This window comes from Caballeronia sp. PC1 (assembly GCF_021353155.1).
Taxonomy (GTDB): Bacteria; Pseudomonadota; Gammaproteobacteria; order Burkholderiales; family Burkholderiaceae; genus Caballeronia; species Caballeronia cordobensis.
Genome location: NZ_JAJUBH010000005.1, coordinates 57158 through 72791 on the forward strand (window position 1 = coordinate 57158; position 15634 = coordinate 72791).

Genomic DNA, 15634 nt, shown 5'->3' on the forward strand with positions numbered 1-15634 from the left:
GCTCGACTGCGAGCGGACACATAACGCAGGTCGGATGGTGGATGATCAATCTCCCTTCCCATTTTGGAACGGAGGTTGTCATGTTGGAGTACTACTACGTCAAGCCGGCCACCGTCGATCGTATTCTGGCCAACGTCGCCGGGGCTTATATCGAGCACTACGTCAGTTGGCTGCGTGCACAGGGCTATGCGGACCGCAACGTTTTCAGACGGGTGCCGATTCTTTGCCAGTTCGGCGAATTCGCAAGCGCCCGCGGCGCAACCGACGGCCAGACTGCGCTGGACCACATTGATGCCTTCGCGCAGCACTGGCTGTCGATTCACGGTAAGTCGTGCAATTCCGATATCGCTCGCGCGAAGGTCGCTTATGACGCGCGTAATCCAGTTCGACAGATGCTGGAGTTGGCGCTGTATGGCAGCGTCGGGCCACATCGTCAACGCAAGCCGTTCCCGTTCGAATCGGAAGCTCCCGGATTTGCTAGCTACTTGCGCGACGAACGCGGGTTAAGATAGACGCCTTCCTCGCTTCACGTCCGCGTGCCCGTGTGCGCAGCTACAACCACCTTGTGGGCGTAACGCGGCGATTCTTCGACTGGGCATCGATCCAAGGAGTGCTCGAGGGCAACCCGGTCAATGCCTGTTCTCGCCGCGTGACCGGCCAGCGCATCCCCTACCTGTTTAGCCTTGACGACGCGAAGCGGTTGCTCGAGGCCGCCCGAGGCATGCGTACCCGGCCGAAGGCGCCACATCGCGCGTTGGTCTACGAGATGGTGTTCGCCTTGCTGTACGGGCTGGGCTTGCGGGTCGGCGAAGTCACCAGGTTGTTGGTGGGGGACGTCGATTTCCAGAGTGCAATGCTGTCGGTGCGGGATACCAAGTTCTATAAGTCCCGGCTTGTGCCGTTTGGTCCACGCATGGGCGAGCGCCTGGCACGCTATGTCGATCGACGCTTCGGCCCGCGCCCCGATCCCGAGGCCCCGCTGTTCACGTTCACCAAGCGCGGAGCCATCCATGAAGGCACGATCAGCCTAACGTTTCACTCGCTACTGCCGCACCTCGAGTTGAACATCCCGAGCGGTGTATGCACCCCACGGCTACACGATCTGAGGCATGCCTTCGCGGTCGGAACCTTGTTGCGTTGGTATCGCTCGGGAATCGATCCGAATTCGCGCTTGATCCATCTGTCAACCTTCCTCGGACATGCAGACCCGGCATCCACTGCCGTGTACCTGACGATCACCGAGGAGTTGTTGCACGAAGCCGACAGACGATTTCGGATGTTCGTACCTGGAGGAGAACAATCATGAGCACCGTCGGGCAGGTGTTGTTCAGCTTCTTCGAAGACTATCTGAAGGTCCAGAAGGGACTACGTCCCGGATCGGTCAGGAGTTACCGAGACACGATCAAGCTGTTCCTCGCCTTCGTTTCTCACGCGCGTCGCAAACCGGTCACTCGTCTCAGTCTGACGGATCTATCATCGCAGAGGGTACTCGAATTCCTGCAGATGATCGAGGTTCAGCGCCACAACAAGCCGCAAACGCGCAACCAGCGCTTGGCCGCGTTGCATACCTTCTATCGCTTTGTGGCGTTACATCACTGCGAGATGTTGGCCGAGGCAGAGCGCGTCGAGGCTATCCCGAACAAGCGGACATCGCCCGCGCCAACGCGCTACTTGGAACACGATGAGATCGACCGGCTATTCCGGACGCTTGCTTCGCAGGGGACGCTGCGCGATCAAGCCTTGCTGATGCTGCTGTACAACACGGGTGCTCGCGTACAGGAGATCGCCGATCTGCGCGTCGGCGATGTCGATCTCGAGGGGCCGCTGCGCGTGCGACTACATGGCAAGGGCGACAAGTGGCGGGGCTGCCCCATCTGGCCCGAAACGGCCGCTTTGCTCAAGGAATTGGATACGGTGCAGGGCGGCGACGCGAAAGCAGCACTCTTCGTTTCGAGTCGACGCCAACCGCTGACGCGCTTTGGTATCTACAAACTCGTCAGGCGGAACACGCAGAACCTTGTGCGAAGCGATGGCCACGATCAAGGCAGGAATATTTCGCCCCATGTGTTTCGACACACGACCGCGGTCCGATTGCTGGAGTCGGGAGTTGAAACCAACGTCATCCGTGCCTGGCTCGGTCATGTCAGTCTCGACACAACTAATCGGTACGCCGAGATCACGATGCGAACCAAGCAAGCCGCTCTCGCAGCATGCATGCCTCCGACGGCTTCGGCGGCATCCCCGCCTCGCGACGGATGGCACCAAGACAAAGACCTGATGAAGTGGCTGCAATCGCTTTGAAGCTTATGTGCCTCGCGGCCGGTGACTCGTCAATGCCGGTGCGCGTCTCAGGCCGCTAGGGCACAAAACGAGTCCGGGCACAAAACTACGACAACATGAAGACCGCCGTCGACAAGGTTGGGCCGGGCAAGGAGAGAGCCATCAATGCGCGGTTCCACGCGATGTGCGGCCACTATCTCTTCGAGCCTGAATTCTGCAACCGAGCGGCCGGCTGGGAGAAAGGCATCGTCGAGAAGAACGTTCAGGACCGGCGCCGACAGATTTGGCACGATGCAATCAATATCCGGTGGGAATCGCTCGAGGTCCTTAACATATGGTTGGCCGAGCGATGCCAACAGGCCTGGAAGCAGCTGAGACATCCACAATGGCCGGAACTGAGCGTCGAAGACGCCTTGGCCGACGAACGTCCACGGCTGATGCAGGTTCCAAAGCCCTTCGACGGCTACATTGAGAAGCCGGTGCGCGTCTCGCCGACGAGTTTGGTGCATCTCGACCGGAACCGTTACAGCGTGCCGACGGAGTATGCCCATCAAATCGTCAGCCTCCGGAGCTATCCAACCTACATCAGCGTCGTGGCGGATGGCGCCGAGATTGCGCGCCATCCACGCAGTTTCGACCGTTATCAAACCTTCTACGACTGGCGGCACTACATCAATCTCGTGGAGCGTAAGCCCGGTTCCTTGCGAAACGGGGCCCCGTTCTTGACGATGCCCGAACCAATGCTTCGTCTGCAGAGACACTTGTTGAAGCAAACCGGTGGCGACCGCGTGATGGTTCAGGTTCTCGCTGCGACTCCCGTTCATGGATTGGAAGCCGTGCTCGTCGCCGTGGAATTAGCGCTCGAGTCCGGACGCCCGAGCGGTGACCATGTCCTCAACATCCTTGCTCGACTAAAAAGTCCGTCGCAGCGTCCGGGTGACGTTGTGAGAACAGCAATCACGCTCAAGGTCGAACCGCTTGCAGACGTTCGCCGTTACGAGCGGCTGCGAGTTACGCGCAATGAGGAGGATGGTCATGTCGAATGAAACAGCTGCACTTCTCAAATCGTTGAAGCTTCACGGAATGGCGCAAGCATGGCCCGAACTGGTAGCGCAGGCGCGTCACAACGACTTCGACCCGGAGCAATTCATGCAGATGCTGCTGAAGGCGGAGACTGCTGAGCGGCAGGTCCGGTCAATCAACTACCAAATGGCCGCAGCTCGTTTCCCTGCCCATCGTGACATCGCCGGGTTCGACTTCGGGCAGGCGAATGTCGATGAAGCTCTTGTGCGAGAACTCCATACTGTTCGATTCTGCGAATCCGCGCAAAACATTGTGTTCATCGGTGGCCCGGGCACAGGAAAGACGCATCTTGCGACGTCCATCGGCATCGAAGCGATACAGCATCACGGGAAGCGAGTTCGATTCTTTACCACCGTTGAGCTTGTGAATCAGCTCGAAGCCGAGAAGGCCGCCGGCAAACCGGGACAGCTGGCGAATCGCTTGATGTACGTCGACGCCATCGTTCTGGACGAGCTGGGCTATCTCCCATTCACTCAAACGGGTGGCGCACTGTTGTTTCATCTCTTCTCGAAACTATACGAGCGTACGAGCATTCTCGTTACGACCAACCTAAGCTTCACCGAATGGTCGAACGTGTTCGGCGACGCGAAGATGACGACTGCGCTGCTTGACCGTCTGACGCACCACTGCCATATCGTCGAAACAGGCAACGATTCTTGGCGCTTCAAAAACAGCACCGCGGGGCAGCCCGCTTCGCGGGCTGCAACCCGGAAAAGCTCACCCAGACGACAAAAAGAGGAGGAAATCGACGCACCAGAATGATGTTTCTGCACATCAGGGGTGGGTCAATTTTAGATGCAAAAAGTGGGGGTGCGGCTTTCGGGGGTGCGGTCGAATTGCTCGCAGAGAAATGGCCGCAAGGCCCGAGAGGGGTGTGTTCTGGAACCAAATTCTAGCCAATCCGTGGTCCGTTGGTGCTCTGAGATCGTGCGGAAGTTCGCGATGATTTGAGCAAATCGTCGATGGTCGGACAGCGTATCGAAGCGTCCGTCGTAGATCGAGCGCAGCGTTCCGAGATCGGGCGGCTGGACATGCAGTTGTCGACCGAGGTGCCGCCACAGCATCGCAGGTATCTGGCGATATGAATCCAGCGATCGGCCGGACATTCGTATGAACCCGACGTGCAACGCAACGGCGAGACGATATAATTCAGATCGCCGCGTCTCGATGAGCGCGATCTCTTGCTTCGAGAACGTGAAGAAAGTGTTGAGTTCAAACTCGCTCAGATCGCGGGGTACTTGACGGATCCCAAGATAGCCTGTTCGCCAGCTTTCCATCGTCTGTGCTCCGCGGCGATCACGAAGCGATCCAGCCTAGCGGCGCAAAATCGGCGGCGCTACGGTACAAATCGGGATGCCGACCTGGCATCGGCTGTCCAGCCGACAGCAACCAGCGGCGATTCTTTACAATTGACATAATGTAGCGCGAAACGAGTCTAGTCAGCGGATGGTTCTTGACATAAGGCCTCCCGAATTTGTCAAAGCCATTTTCAGATGTCCGCTTCCCGGCCAAGTTCAAATGTCCGCTTTCGCGGGATTCACAATTTGTCTTTCACGGGTTGCAGTTCACGCAGTGTCGAAGGTCGGGTCATGAACGGGCAGGGCATTCGCGTCTGTTCCATTCACGCGTGCTGATCGATGACCTGGTTTGCGCTCAGCCCCCGAAGGCTGCTTTTGCCCGGCCAGGTCGACGATCACCTGCTCGATGTCGGCCTGTGTGAATTCGCGTTGCTTCTTCTTGCGCGCATGGCTTTGCTTGCGCTGCGTTCGGGTCGAGTCCCCGCGGTGCGTTCGGGAAGGGGCTTTACCAATCCGCTCGTTATCGCGTTGCGCCTGAATCACCTGTGAGACCTGAAGCACGTGGCTCAGCCGTTTGTGTTCAACGATGGCGCCCTGATCAACCTCGGTCAGCCGGTCGTACTCGCGGTACTGCAACGCCTGGCCATCGGCGCGAATCTCGATGCGCCCGTCCGGATACTCCCAGACCTCGACATACCGGCGAATCAGCTTGCGGTTCTCCGGCGTATCGTCGAGCAGGTACATGACCCGGTCGTACTGCACCGTGAGCGCCTTCGTCACGATCCTTGGCTCACGCCACGTAAGCACAGTCTCCAGGTTCTCATCGGCCCGTAGTGGCCGATGCGCGTCGAAGTCACTCTTGGCCGGCTTGGCAAAGCGCGCGTTGTAGGCCGTCATGAAGGCGAGCGCATACGCATTGGCTTCAGCCATCGTATTGATGCCACGCAGCCGCAACTCCTTCACGAGGCGATCCTGCAGCGTCAGGTGCGCACGCTCCACACGGCCCTTGGCCGAACTGCTGTTGGCGCAGATCGTGTCAATGTTCAGCTCGTACATCGCGCGGCCGAACGGCGTCACGCTGCGGCCGGTCCGCTCAGCACTGGTGTTGCGGAATACGCTGGCCTTGTCGCTGTAGAACGCGCCAGGCTTGCCATAGCGCTCGATGTACGCGCGCGTCGCCTCGAAATAGCTGAAGGTCGACTCCGTCTGCGTGAAGTGCAACTGCATCAGCCGGCTCGTCGCGTCGTCCACGTACACCAGCAGCGTGCATTGCGGCGCCCGGTCCTCGAACCAGGCGTGGTCGCTGCCGTCGATCTGGATCAGTTCGCCCAGGCACGAGCGGCGTGCGCGTGGCTGGTAGACCTTCGGCGGGCGCTGCCGCCGCGGCACCCACAGTCCGGCGTCCACCATAAGCTTCCTGAGCGTTTCCTTCGCCAGCCGGATGCCGTGGCATTCCCGGAGCTTCTCGCACGCCAGCGTCGGCCCAAAATCAGCGTAGCGCTCGCGCACGATCGACAGGGCTCGATCGGCCGTCCTCGCATCCAGCCGGTTGTTACTCGGCCTTGAGCGCTTGCGTGACACGAGACCCTCGGGTCCATGTTCGCGCAGCCGCGCTACGAGCCGGCGAATCTGCCGCGTCGTCAGCTCGAGACGCTGCGCTGCGCGCCAGGGTTTGAGCCTGCCGTCCATCACATCCTGAATGATCTTGAGTCTGTCCAGCTCGCCCATCGTCATTGTTATCCGTTCTCTTGCGGCTGCCATCGAAGCTCCTGAAGCTGGATCTCCAGCGGGCGGCAAGCTTACGATGAACGCGAAGCGGACATTTGAACTTGGCTAAAAGCGGACATTACAACTTAGCCGCTACAGAATTAAAATGCGATAAGTTAGGTTATGTAAAATTGCTACGGTATGCGAAGCAGACGGTTTTTTGCTCAGGACGCGCAGCGAAACACCGAGCTTCAGTTTCAGGGTCCGGCTGAATCCGGCGACCCTCCAGTGGCCACGGCGTCTCCGGAGCGTGTTCTCAATTCAGACGCCTTTCCTCGATATTTTGAGACTGCTCGCCAGCCCGCCAACGACGGTGGAACTTGCGACTCAAAGACAGACGCGAAAGTGACCGGCGTTGTTGAATCGGCGTATCAGACGCTCAAGAGGATCATCGGTCTGCCGGGGTCCCGGATGCCCTCTGTTGCCACGACCGCAGCAATCCGTTGCCGATTGAGTTGGAACGCGAGCTGAAGTTGTGATACAGATGCGTCTCGACGTGACGAAGAACACATCGGAGGACTTTGCGATGTTGCGGCGCTTTGGCCTCTTTGGGCCGCCCGCACTGATCTTCTACGACAGTAACGGAAGACAGGAACGCGACGCGCAGCTCGTCGGATTCGTCGGTGCCGATGCGTTCCTGGCGCACCTGAAGAAGTGGGGACAGTGAAATGAAGCCATCTGACGACGTCATGCGGGACCGGTACGACATGGATGATCGTCGGCCCGGTCCCTGCGCACGTGGAAGCGAACCCCATTTATCGGTCCGTTCGGACGGTGCCTACTGACGAGTTACGTTTTTCGCACATTAGCGGCCCGAGATCTGATCGTGTTGATCCGCACTCGGCGATCTTTCACCGGCATGGGTTGTAGCAGCGTGAATCTCTTTGTTGCGCGCAAGTACCGCCTCGGTCGGTGGATATTGAGTCTTGCTTGCCGGTGTGATGCCCTCGTGACGAGCTTGAATGAGTTCTTGACGGACTTGCTCACGCGACTTGGACTGCGCGATCGCCACTTCCGAAACCAGACCCAGCGTCGCACATACAGTCAGCATCGCGCCCACAACCTTCTTCGCATTCATTTCAGTTTCTCCAGGAGTTAATTGCCGAATGGCAATTCTGTGAGTGGATTATGGCAACTGGACGCTTTGCCAACATGATCTGAATATGAAAGTATCGTCATTTTGATCTCATAGACCAGGCTCTGATAGAAGCCTTGCAGAGCGCGTTCGTCTCAAATGAATGAGGGCGATCAAGATTGATTCCTAGTGGACCATTCGCTCGATTACTGCGACCAACTTTCGCTGTGTGCCTTGCCCTTCGCGTTGTGCCCTTTCCCAAGACCTATCCTATAAAACCCGTTCTTCACAACGCCGTCCCTTTCATTCCATTTCAATCGTCAACACGCGGCGCGACGATTCTTGCGTCACTCGGCTCGATCCCGCGGAAAGATACACGGGTGTGCCTTCACGTGCAGATTCGCGCTCGTACAAGGATGCCCCGCATAATCGACTTGGTTGTTGGATGGTAGCGCCGAGGACTTTTGTTTCGTGACGTCGTTGGATGACGGCAACATGTTTGCATCGAACGAACCAAACTGAGCGCATCCCGCAAGGGTAATTGCGGTGATTGCAGTACATGCAACAAGCGTCTTTCTACGCATAAGGTCCACCAATCTGAGTTAATCCTGACTCCACCGCTCTGCTCTCAGAGATCGAGCAGATTTACAGTGTTATGGTGGCTTAGAAGCGAATTGCGGCGATGACGCGGAAATGATATTTTCATCATGTTGGCGTCATCTACGTGCTTGCGAATACGGTGACGAACGGTCCCTCCTTCACTTATCTTCTCTCTAACAGATTTCTCATTTTCGCGTCACGCTGACGAAGGGGCTAACACGCATACTGTTCTCCAAGACGCGCCGATTGGGCGTCTGAATCAACGGAGAAAAGAGATGAAAGCAATCAAATTCGCAGCGTTGCTTGTTACCGCGTCTGTCACGCTCGGCGCAATTTCAAACGTTGCTATGGCGCAAGGTAAGTCACGCGCACAAGTCCATCAGGAGCTTGTCCAGGCTCAGCACGAGGGCGTTGTGCCGACGAGCAAGACCCAGTATCCGCCTACTGAAGCGCAAGTCGCTCGCAATAAGCAAGTGCACGCCACGTCTCGACATGCTGGCGAAGTAACGCCAAACGTGGATCATCACGACTCGGTTGCTGCTCGATAGCGCCGTCTGATCGCAAATAACGCGCGCGTGATTGAGCTCTGCGCGCGTTCGCTTTTTCTCGGTCGACGGCGATAAACCACTTCAACGCGTTGATTGAAAATCAGAGCGCAGGTGGGACGTCTCGAATACGTTGGATCGGAAAGCTAACCCAGAACCTTGTTTTGACATGGGGTTGACTCTCGACTCCGCAGTTTCCCCCGTGACTGCCAGCAATAGATTTCACAATAGCGAGACCGAGACCAGAGCTGGATGATCGCGAATGGCGAGAGGGATCGACACGGTAGAACCTGTCAAAGATGCGATCCACGTGTACCGGTTCGATTCCTGGTCCGGTGTCCGTGACGCTAATGACAGACTGGTCGCCGCGTTCCTCGCAACTAACATCGATTGTGCTACCAGAAGGCGCATGAGCGATCGCATTGGAGACGAGATTGCTCAGCGCTCGTTGAAAAAGAAGCAGATCAGCATCTATACGCGCGTGTCCAGAAATGCGGATACTCAAATCTGTGTCCTCCGCCAACGACTCATAGAAGCCCGCTACCCTGCCTGCCTCCAATGCTCCATCGAGCCGTCTGATCTTCAGCATTGCATCAGCTTGTTCGGCACGCGCGATGAAAAGCATATCTTCGATCATTCGCGAGAGGCGTTGATACTCGTCGATGCTCGATTCAATTACGTCCTTATAATCTTGCGCGGAACGCTCGTGGGTCAAGGCAACTTGTGCCGCCGCCTGTAAGTTGGTGAGCGGGGTGCGCATGTCATGCGCAAGGTTTGACGAAAACTCGCTTAAACGCGTGAACGACTCGTTGAGCCGTTCGACCATGCCGTTGAAGGCGAGTTCGAGTTCCTTGAGCTCACCGGACGTATCCAGTGACGGCAAGGGATGCGCGAGTCTCGAAGTGGACATCTGCTCGGCGCGAGCGGCGAGCTGCCTCAAGGGTTTTAGGCCAAATCTGGCAATCCCGTATGCGAGCGCTGAGGCGAGCATCACCCCGAGTACTTCGATCACAATGATCGTATAAGCATAAGCTCGAAGAAGTTCTGCATCATTCTTGCCGTCGTACTGCAGCACGACGCGAACACTCTCGCCAGGCGAAGCGTTTAGCGGCGTCGCGGCGGTGAGATAGCGCTTCTTGGAGTTCGATCTGTCAAGGCTAACCGCGTAGGGCGACCGCTTGGCGATCATCGGCGTGGACGGTTGGAACCCGGGCGTCTGAAGCAACCGTGCTCCTTTACTATCGTAGATCGCCATGGCCATGTTGGGGTGATCATGAAGCTGATCCGTCCACATCTCCGGATTGCGCGCGATCTCGTCCGCGGTTTTGATCTCGTCGAAGTGGCTCCTGAGCGCCGTCAGAATGCTCGACATCTGCTCGGTCGCGGTCCATTCAATACGGCTTCGCAAAGCCTCGTAGAGCGCCAGGCCGCTCAAAGCGAGCACAGTCGAAGTGGACACGACGATCAGGACGGTCAACCTGGCGCGCAGGGTTCTCGGAAAGTCGCGCTTCATCGTCTGACGCTTGAGGTTCTCACTTGCCATCCCTGACTTCGAGTACGTATCCCATGCCGCGCACGGTGTGAATAAGCTTGGGCTCGTAATTGTCGTCGACTTTGGAACGAAGCCGCCTGATGGACGAGTCGACCACATTCGTATCGCTATTAAAGTTCATGTCCCAAACCTGAGAGGCGATCGTCGCGCGTGGCAGAATTTCACCCTTACGGCGCATGAGCAACCACAGCAAAGCAAATTCTTTCGCCGTCAAGAGGATCGAGCTGCCCTGTCTTAAGGCCTTCCGTTTGGTCAAATCGAGTTCAAGATCGGCCACACGGATGGTGCTCGAATCACTCGGCTGACCTCGTCGGAGAATAACCTTGATGCGAGCGGTGAGCTCCACGAAATCAAACGGCTTCGAAAGATAATCGTCGGCGCCAAGCTCGAGTCCCTTGACCCGATCGCCCACATCGTCTCGCGCCGTCAGAAAAAGCACGGGGGTCTTCTTCGTGCGACGCAGGTTTTGCAACACTGACCATCCGTCCTGGCCGGGCAGCATCACGTCCAGGATCAGAAGGTCGTAGTCTTCCGTTTCAGCCTGATACTGGCCTGATAAGCCGTCCTCAACCCAATCGACGGTGTACCCGGCCTCGGAAAGCCCCCGTTTCAGATAGAGGCCCATCTTCGCCTCGTCTTCGACAATCAGAATTCGCATTACACGTTACCTCGGGAGTGACGCATGCGCCGCTGAAGCCAGCTTGGCGCGAGAAAGCCGAAGCGCTTTTCGAACACGGCGCGCATCGATGTCGAGTGGCTCACCCGATACAGCACCGGTAAAACCAGCAAGGTCAGAGCGGTGGACGACAGAATGCCACCGATCACTACGGTCGCTAGCGGCCGCTGAACTTCCGAGCCCGTGCCGGTTGCGAAGGCCATCGGCAGGAACCCGAGCGAGGCGACGAGCGCGGTCATCAGCACAGGCCTCAGGCGAGTCAGCGCACCTTCCCTGACCGCGACGTCGAGCTCCGCCCCGCCCTCTCGCAGGCTCCGGATGAACGATATCATCACGAGGCCGTTGAGCACCGCGACGCCCGACAAGGCGATAAAGCCGACCGCCGCCGTAATCGACAACGGAATGCCGCGCAGCCAAAGCGATACGACACCGCCACTCAGTGCGAAAGGAATGCCGGTGAACACCAGCAAACCGTCCTTCACGTTGTTAAACATCACGAACAGCAGCACAAACACCATGAACAGCGCCAGGGGTACCACGAGCTTCAGCCGCTCGCTTGCGCTCTGGAGTTGTTCGAACTGGCCACCCCACGACACCCAGTAGCCGGCCGGGATTTGTACATCCTGCTGGATCTGCTGGCGTGCATCGGCCACGAACGAGCCCACATCGCGCCCGCGCACGTTCGCGCTCACCACGACGCGCCGCTTTCCGTCTTCGCGGCTGATCTGGTTCGGTCCGGGTCCGACCTCGATTGTCGCGAGTTCTGCCAGCGGAACGTACGGCGCCTGCACGACCGGCCCGCTCGCGGGCGCCAACGCCGCCGCGGGAAGCGCAATCGGCAACCGCTTGATCGCCTCAATATCCGAGCGCAGCTCGTCGGGCAGACGCACGACGATGTCAAAGCGCCGGTCGCCCTGAAACAGCGTTCCCGCTTTCTGACCACCGACCGCTGCGGCGATCGCATCCTGAATATCGGCAACCGTGACGCCGTACCGGGCCAGCTTCTCCCGCTCGAGATTGATGGTCAGCACCGGCAGGCCTGTCGTCTGCTCGACCTTCACTTCGGACGCGCCCGACACCTTGTTCAGCGCCGCCGCGATCCTCTCGCCCGTACTGTTGAGCACCGACATATCGTCGCCAAAAATCTTGACGGCCACGTCGCTACGGACGCCGGAAATCAGCTCGTTAAAACGTAGCTGGATCGGTTGCGAAAACTCATACGCGTTACCCGGCAGTTCGGCGAGAACCGTCTCGATCTCCTTGATGAGATCGTCACGCGACTTGTCAGGATCTGGCCAATCCTTCGTCGGCTTCAGCATCACATAGCCATCGGACAGATTCGGCGGCATGGGATCGGCCGCGATTTCTGCCGTGCCGGTACGCGCGAACACCCGATCGATCTCGGGAAAGCGCTGCTTGAGCGTTTTCTCGATCGTTTTCTGCATGTCGAGCGACTGAGACAGACTTGTGCCGGGAATGCGCAGCGCGGCCACGGCGAGATCGCCCTCGTTGAGGCTTGGAATGAATTCGCTACCGAGTCGGGTCGCAAGTCCCATCGTCAGTGCAACGATGACCACAGCACCGCTCAGCACGCGCTTGGGTTGCGCCATGAACCGAGTCAGCACAGGCTCATAGGCGCGCCGCGCCCAGCCCATGATGCGGTTTTCTTTCTCTTCTACACGCTCGCCAATGAATAGAGCGACCGCCGCCGGAATGAACGTCACGGTCAGCACCATCGCCGCCGCCAGGGCCATGACGACCGTGACGGCCATCGGATGGAACATTTTGCCTTCCACGCCAGTGAGCGCGAAGATCGGCAGATACACCACCATGATGATGAGCTGCCCGAAGATGAGGGCCCGCCGCGCCTCCTGCGATGCGCCGAACACTTCGGCAAACCGTTCCTCGCGCGTCAGCGGTCTGCCAAGCAGAGTTTGTGCATGCGCGAGCCGCCGCACGCAGTTTTCGACGATCACCACCGCACCATCGACGATGATGCCAAAGTCGAGCGCTCCGAGACTCATGAGGTTCGCACTCACCTTCGCGTTCACCATACCGGTGAAGGTCATCAGCATCGACAGCGGAATGACGAGCGCCGTGATGATGGCCGCGCGGATGTTGCCCAGGAAGAGGAACAGAATGACGATGACCAGCACCGCACCTTCGAGAAGGTTCTTCTTGACCGTGTCCACGGCCTTCTCGACCAGATTGGTCCGGTCATACACAGGAATGGCGCGCACGCCCTTGGGCAGCGAACGATTGACGTCGTCCATCTTGAGCGCGACGGCTTTCGATACCGCGCGGCTGTTCTCTCCCATCAGCATGAAGACCGTGCCGAGCACCACTTCTTCACCATTGGACGTCGCAGCACCCGTACGCAGTTCACGCCCCGTGTCGACCTGCGCGATGTCCTTCACGCGAACGGGCACGCCCCCCACGTTCGTCAGTACGACATTCGCCAGATCTTCCGCCGAGCGCGCCTGACCCGGCACGCGTACCAGATACTGTTCGCCGCGTTTCTCGATATAGCCCGCGCCGACATTGTCGTTGTTGCGCTCGACCGCCCGCACGACGTCTGCCAGCGTCGAGCCATACGACATGAGCTTGGTCGGGTTCGGCGCGATGCGAAACTCCTTGACGTATCCGCCGATGGAATTCACCTCAGTCACGCCCGGCACATTACGAAGCTGAGGCTTCACGACCCAGTCCTGGAGCTCGCGCAGATCCGACGACGTGTAACGCGTCCCGTCAGGCTTACGCGCAGACGGATCCGCTTCTACGGTCCAGAGATAAATTTCGCCGAGTCCTGTCGAAGTCGGGCCCATTGCAGGCGTTGCACCGGGCGGCAACTTGTCCTTTGCTTCCTGAATCCGCTCGTTGACCAGCTGACGCGCGAAGTAAATGTCCGTGCCGTCCTTGAAGATGACCGTCACTTGCGACAAGCCATATCGCGAGATCGAGCGCGTTTCCTCCAGGTTCGGCAGACCCGCCATCGCTGTCTCGACGGGATAAGTGATGCGCTGCTCCGCCTCGAGGGGCGAATAGCCTGGAGCAGAGGTGTTGATCTGCACCTGAACGTTGGTGATGTCGGGCACGGCATCGATCGGCAGCTTCTGATAGCTGTACATGCCGAAGGCGGCCACTGCAGCGACCGCGAGCATGACAAGCCAGCGGTGCGCGATCGCGAAGCGAATCAATCGCTCAAACATGGAATGGTCCTCTGATGCAGCAGGAAGCGCGCGGCGCGAAGGGCCGCGTCGTTATGTAGCGGGTTGCGCTGTTCATTCTTCTTCGGCGCTACCTTTACCGAGCTCCGCCTTCAGCACGAAGCTGTTCGCCGCAACGTACTGCTGGCCAGGGTGCAGGCCCCGGACGACTTCGGTGACCCGTTCATCACGACGACCCGTTTCGACAGCCTGAGCGACGAATCCCTTGGACGACTGGACAAACACAGACGGCGCGCCATCGACGTCCTGAAGGGCGTCGCTCGCAACGGAGATCAGCACGTCCTGCTTGCCTGCGTCGACTGAGACATTGACGAACATGCCGGGCCGCCATGCGCCGTCGGGATTTGGCAGCACGACCCGTGCGGGTGCGGTGCGCGTCTGTTCACCCAACAATGCGCCGACATAGGCGATGGGCCCGCGCGAGGTCGATTCGAACGCTGCGGCGCTCACGGTGGCTTCCCGTCCCACGCGAACGTCGTTGAGCCGCTGTGCCGGCACCGCCATTTCTGCCCAAACGCTGGAAAGGTCCGAGATCACAAAGACATTGGCGTCCGCGGTGATGGCCTCGCCCGGTGTCGCATGCTTCTCGACCACGGTCCCTGAAAAAGGCGCACGCAACTCGTACTGATTCAGGCTAGCGGAGCCCGCAGGCGCATTGATCGCGGCGAGCTTCTGGCGAGCGTTCTGCGCCGCGATCTCCGCTTCGCGCAATTGCACCTGTGCTTGCAGGAAGTCCTGCTCGGCGGACACGCGTTCTTTCCACAACGTCTGCTCCCGATCGTATGTCGTGCGCGCGGCCGACAGACGCCGCTCGGCCGTCAACAGTTCGCTGCGAAGATCCGCCAGACCGGTGCTCGCGATCACGGCAAGCACCTGCCCCTTCTTTACGTTCTGCCCGATGGACACATCCACGCGTTCGACGATCCCGGCCACGCGAGGCACGACGTGAGCTGTGCGATCCTCGTTGAACTTGATCTCGCCGGGCAACTGAAACGAGGTTGCGATCTGCGCCGGACCGACCTTGGCCAGATCGATCTTGGAGGTCTTCAGTTGCTCCTCGGACAGCACCACCGTCCCATCGGTGCGGGAATATTCGAATGAGGCATTGCGACCGCCTCCTTTGACCTCGATGATCGCATCGAACACGTGCGGTTTCGCAATGGGCTCGGTGGACGTGTATTTCTGCGCGGAATGCCTAAACTGCAACGTTTCTTTCTGCCCGTCGTAACGGGTCACGGCTGCCGAGACCACCACTTCCCTCGACAGCGGCTTGCCATCGCTCGCGGGGTAAACGATGAGACGCGAGTCACCGGGCTTCTCGGCGAGCACGACTTCGAGCGTGAGCGGGCCATTTTTCAGGAGGACGCCGCCGTGCTGTCCGGCACTGGCATTCGCCTCGCCCTGTTGAGCCTCGGCGACCGGGGGCTCGAGCGCAGGCGCTTCCTTTTTTTGCGTCATCGCGTAGGCGGCAATGATGATGCCGATCCCACCGAGAGCGGTCATGAGGAAGTATGTTCTACGGCGCGGCATG

12 protein-coding genes and 2 pseudogenes are annotated in these 15634 nt (G+C 58.9%); 7 read left to right on the plus strand and 7 right to left on the minus strand.

Annotated elements, in window-relative coordinates:
• Positions 1-80: 80 nt before the first annotated feature.
• The 5 genes and pseudogenes from LY284_RS36370 to istB all read left to right on the plus strand — a co-directional run bounded on the left by LY284_RS36370 (position 81) and on the right by istB (position 4125).
• Positions 81-512, plus strand: a complete 432-nt coding sequence (locus LY284_RS36370; RefSeq protein ID WP_029672327.1) for a hypothetical protein — start codon at positions 81-83, stop codon at positions 510-512.
• A 32-nt stretch (positions 513-544) separates the two neighbouring features.
• The gene (locus LY284_RS36375; RefSeq protein ID WP_144403836.1) at positions 545-1306 is read left to right on the plus strand and encodes a tyrosine-type recombinase/integrase; all 762 of its coding nucleotides are present in this window, start codon (positions 545-547) and stop codon (positions 1304-1306) included.
• On the plus strand, positions 1303-2301 hold the full coding sequence (locus LY284_RS36380; RefSeq protein WP_029672325.1) for a tyrosine-type recombinase/integrase: 999 nt from the start codon (positions 1303-1305) through the stop codon (positions 2299-2301). Before LY284_RS36375 ends, LY284_RS36380 begins: the two co-directional genes overlap by 4 nt.
• Before the next feature lie 86 nt (positions 2302-2387).
• Positions 2388-3326 (plus strand): annotated as a pseudogene (locus tag LY284_RS36385) (IS21 family transposase); the annotation flags it as partial.
• Complete coding sequence (istB, locus tag LY284_RS36390) at positions 3310-4125, plus strand: IS21-like element helper ATPase IstB (RefSeq protein WP_375294349.1); 816 nt, start codon at positions 3310-3312, stop codon at positions 4123-4125. The pseudogene LY284_RS36385 and the gene istB, both read left to right, overlap by 17 nt.
• A 101-nt stretch (positions 4126-4226) precedes the next feature.
• Here istB and LY284_RS36395 read toward each other — a convergent pair.
• Both LY284_RS36395 and LY284_RS36400 read right to left on the minus strand, forming a co-directional pair.
• Positions 4227-4640, minus strand: a pseudogene (locus tag LY284_RS36395) (DUF4158 domain-containing protein); the annotation flags it as partial.
• Positions 4641-4928: 288 nt separating this feature from the next.
• Complete coding sequence (locus LY284_RS36400; protein ID WP_062610968.1) at positions 4929-6422, minus strand: ISNCY family transposase; 1494 nt, start codon at positions 6420-6422, stop codon at positions 4929-4931.
• A gap of 490 nt (positions 6423-6912) precedes the next feature.
• Here LY284_RS36400 and LY284_RS36405 point away from each other — a divergent pair, with 490 nt between their 5' ends.
• Positions 6913-7095: a hypothetical protein gene (locus LY284_RS36405; RefSeq protein ID WP_033537010.1), complete on the plus strand. Its 183-nt coding sequence runs from the start codon at positions 6913-6915 to the stop codon at positions 7093-7095.
• 138 nt (positions 7096-7233) lie between these two features.
• On the opposite strand, the gene LY284_RS36410 is transcribed toward LY284_RS36405, so the two are convergent.
• Positions 7234-7506, minus strand: a complete 273-nt coding sequence (locus LY284_RS36410; protein ID WP_033537011.1) for a DUF4148 domain-containing protein — start codon at positions 7504-7506, stop codon at positions 7234-7236.
• Positions 7507-8378: 872 nt separating this feature from the next.
• Here LY284_RS36410 and LY284_RS36415 point away from each other — a divergent pair.
• On the plus strand, positions 8379-8651 hold the full coding sequence (locus tag LY284_RS36415; RefSeq protein WP_075583537.1) for a DUF4148 domain-containing protein: 273 nt from the start codon (positions 8379-8381) through the stop codon (positions 8649-8651).
• A 100-nt stretch (positions 8652-8751) separates the two neighbouring features.
• Here the strand turns inward: LY284_RS36415 and LY284_RS36420 are convergent, their stop codons facing one another.
• From LY284_RS36420 to LY284_RS36435, 4 genes are all read right to left on the minus strand, one after another.
• The gene (locus tag LY284_RS36420; protein ID WP_033537034.1) at positions 8752-10161 is read right to left on the minus strand and encodes a heavy metal sensor histidine kinase; all 1410 of its coding nucleotides are present in this window, start codon (positions 10159-10161) and stop codon (positions 8752-8754) included.
• A 19-nt stretch (positions 10162-10180) separates the two neighbouring features.
• A complete protein-coding gene (gene irlR, locus LY284_RS36425) occupies positions 10181-10858 on the minus strand; it encodes a heavy metal response regulator transcription factor IrlR (RefSeq protein ID WP_033537012.1) in 678 nt (225 codons plus the stop codon).
• On the minus strand, positions 10858-14085 hold the full coding sequence (locus LY284_RS36430; RefSeq protein WP_033537013.1) for an efflux RND transporter permease subunit: 3228 nt from the start codon (positions 14083-14085) through the stop codon (positions 10858-10860). The genes irlR and LY284_RS36430 overlap by 1 nt, the downstream gene beginning before the upstream one ends.
• A 72-nt stretch (positions 14086-14157) precedes the next feature.
• Positions 14158-15633, minus strand: coding sequence for an efflux RND transporter periplasmic adaptor subunit (locus LY284_RS36435; protein ID WP_033537014.1), 1476 nt, complete (start codon positions 15631-15633; stop codon positions 14158-14160).
• Position 15634: the final 1 nt, after the last annotated feature.

What these genes read in the sequence shown, in the direction of transcription:
- LY284_RS36370 (WP_029672327.1), top strand. Translation starts at nt 81, where the DNA reads ATGTTGGAGTACTACTACGTCAAGCCGGCCACCGTCGATCGTATTCTG.
- LY284_RS36380 (WP_029672325.1), top strand. Translation starts at nt 1,303, where the DNA reads ATGAGCACCGTCGGGCAGGTGTTGTTCAGCTTCTTCGAAGACTATCTG.
- istB (WP_375294349.1), top strand. Translation starts at nt 3,310, where the DNA reads ATGGTCATGTCGAATGAAACAGCTGCACTTCTCAAATCGTTGAAGCTT.
- LY284_RS36400 (WP_062610968.1), bottom strand. Translation starts at nt 6,422, where the DNA reads ATGGCAGCCGCAAGAGAACGGATAACAATGACGATGGGCGAGCTGGAC.
- LY284_RS36405 (WP_033537010.1), top strand. Translation starts at nt 6,913, where the DNA reads ATGCGTCTCGACGTGACGAAGAACACATCGGAGGACTTTGCGATGTTG.
- LY284_RS36410 (WP_033537011.1), bottom strand. Translation starts at nt 7,506, where the DNA reads ATGAATGCGAAGAAGGTTGTGGGCGCGATGCTGACTGTATGTGCGACG.
- LY284_RS36415 (WP_075583537.1), top strand. Translation starts at nt 8,379, where the DNA reads ATGAAAGCAATCAAATTCGCAGCGTTGCTTGTTACCGCGTCTGTCACG.
- LY284_RS36420 (WP_033537034.1), bottom strand. Translation starts at nt 10,161, where the DNA reads ATGAAGCGCGACTTTCCGAGAACCCTGCGCGCCAGGTTGACCGTCCTG.
- irlR (WP_033537012.1), bottom strand. Translation starts at nt 10,858, where the DNA reads ATGCGAATTCTGATTGTCGAAGACGAGGCGAAGATGGGCCTCTATCTG.
- LY284_RS36430 (WP_033537013.1), bottom strand. Translation starts at nt 14,085, where the DNA reads ATGTTTGAGCGATTGATTCGCTTCGCGATCGCGCACCGCTGGCTTGTC.
- LY284_RS36435 (WP_033537014.1), bottom strand. Translation starts at nt 15,633, where the DNA reads ATGCCGCGCCGTAGAACATACTTCCTCATGACCGCTCTCGGTGGGATC.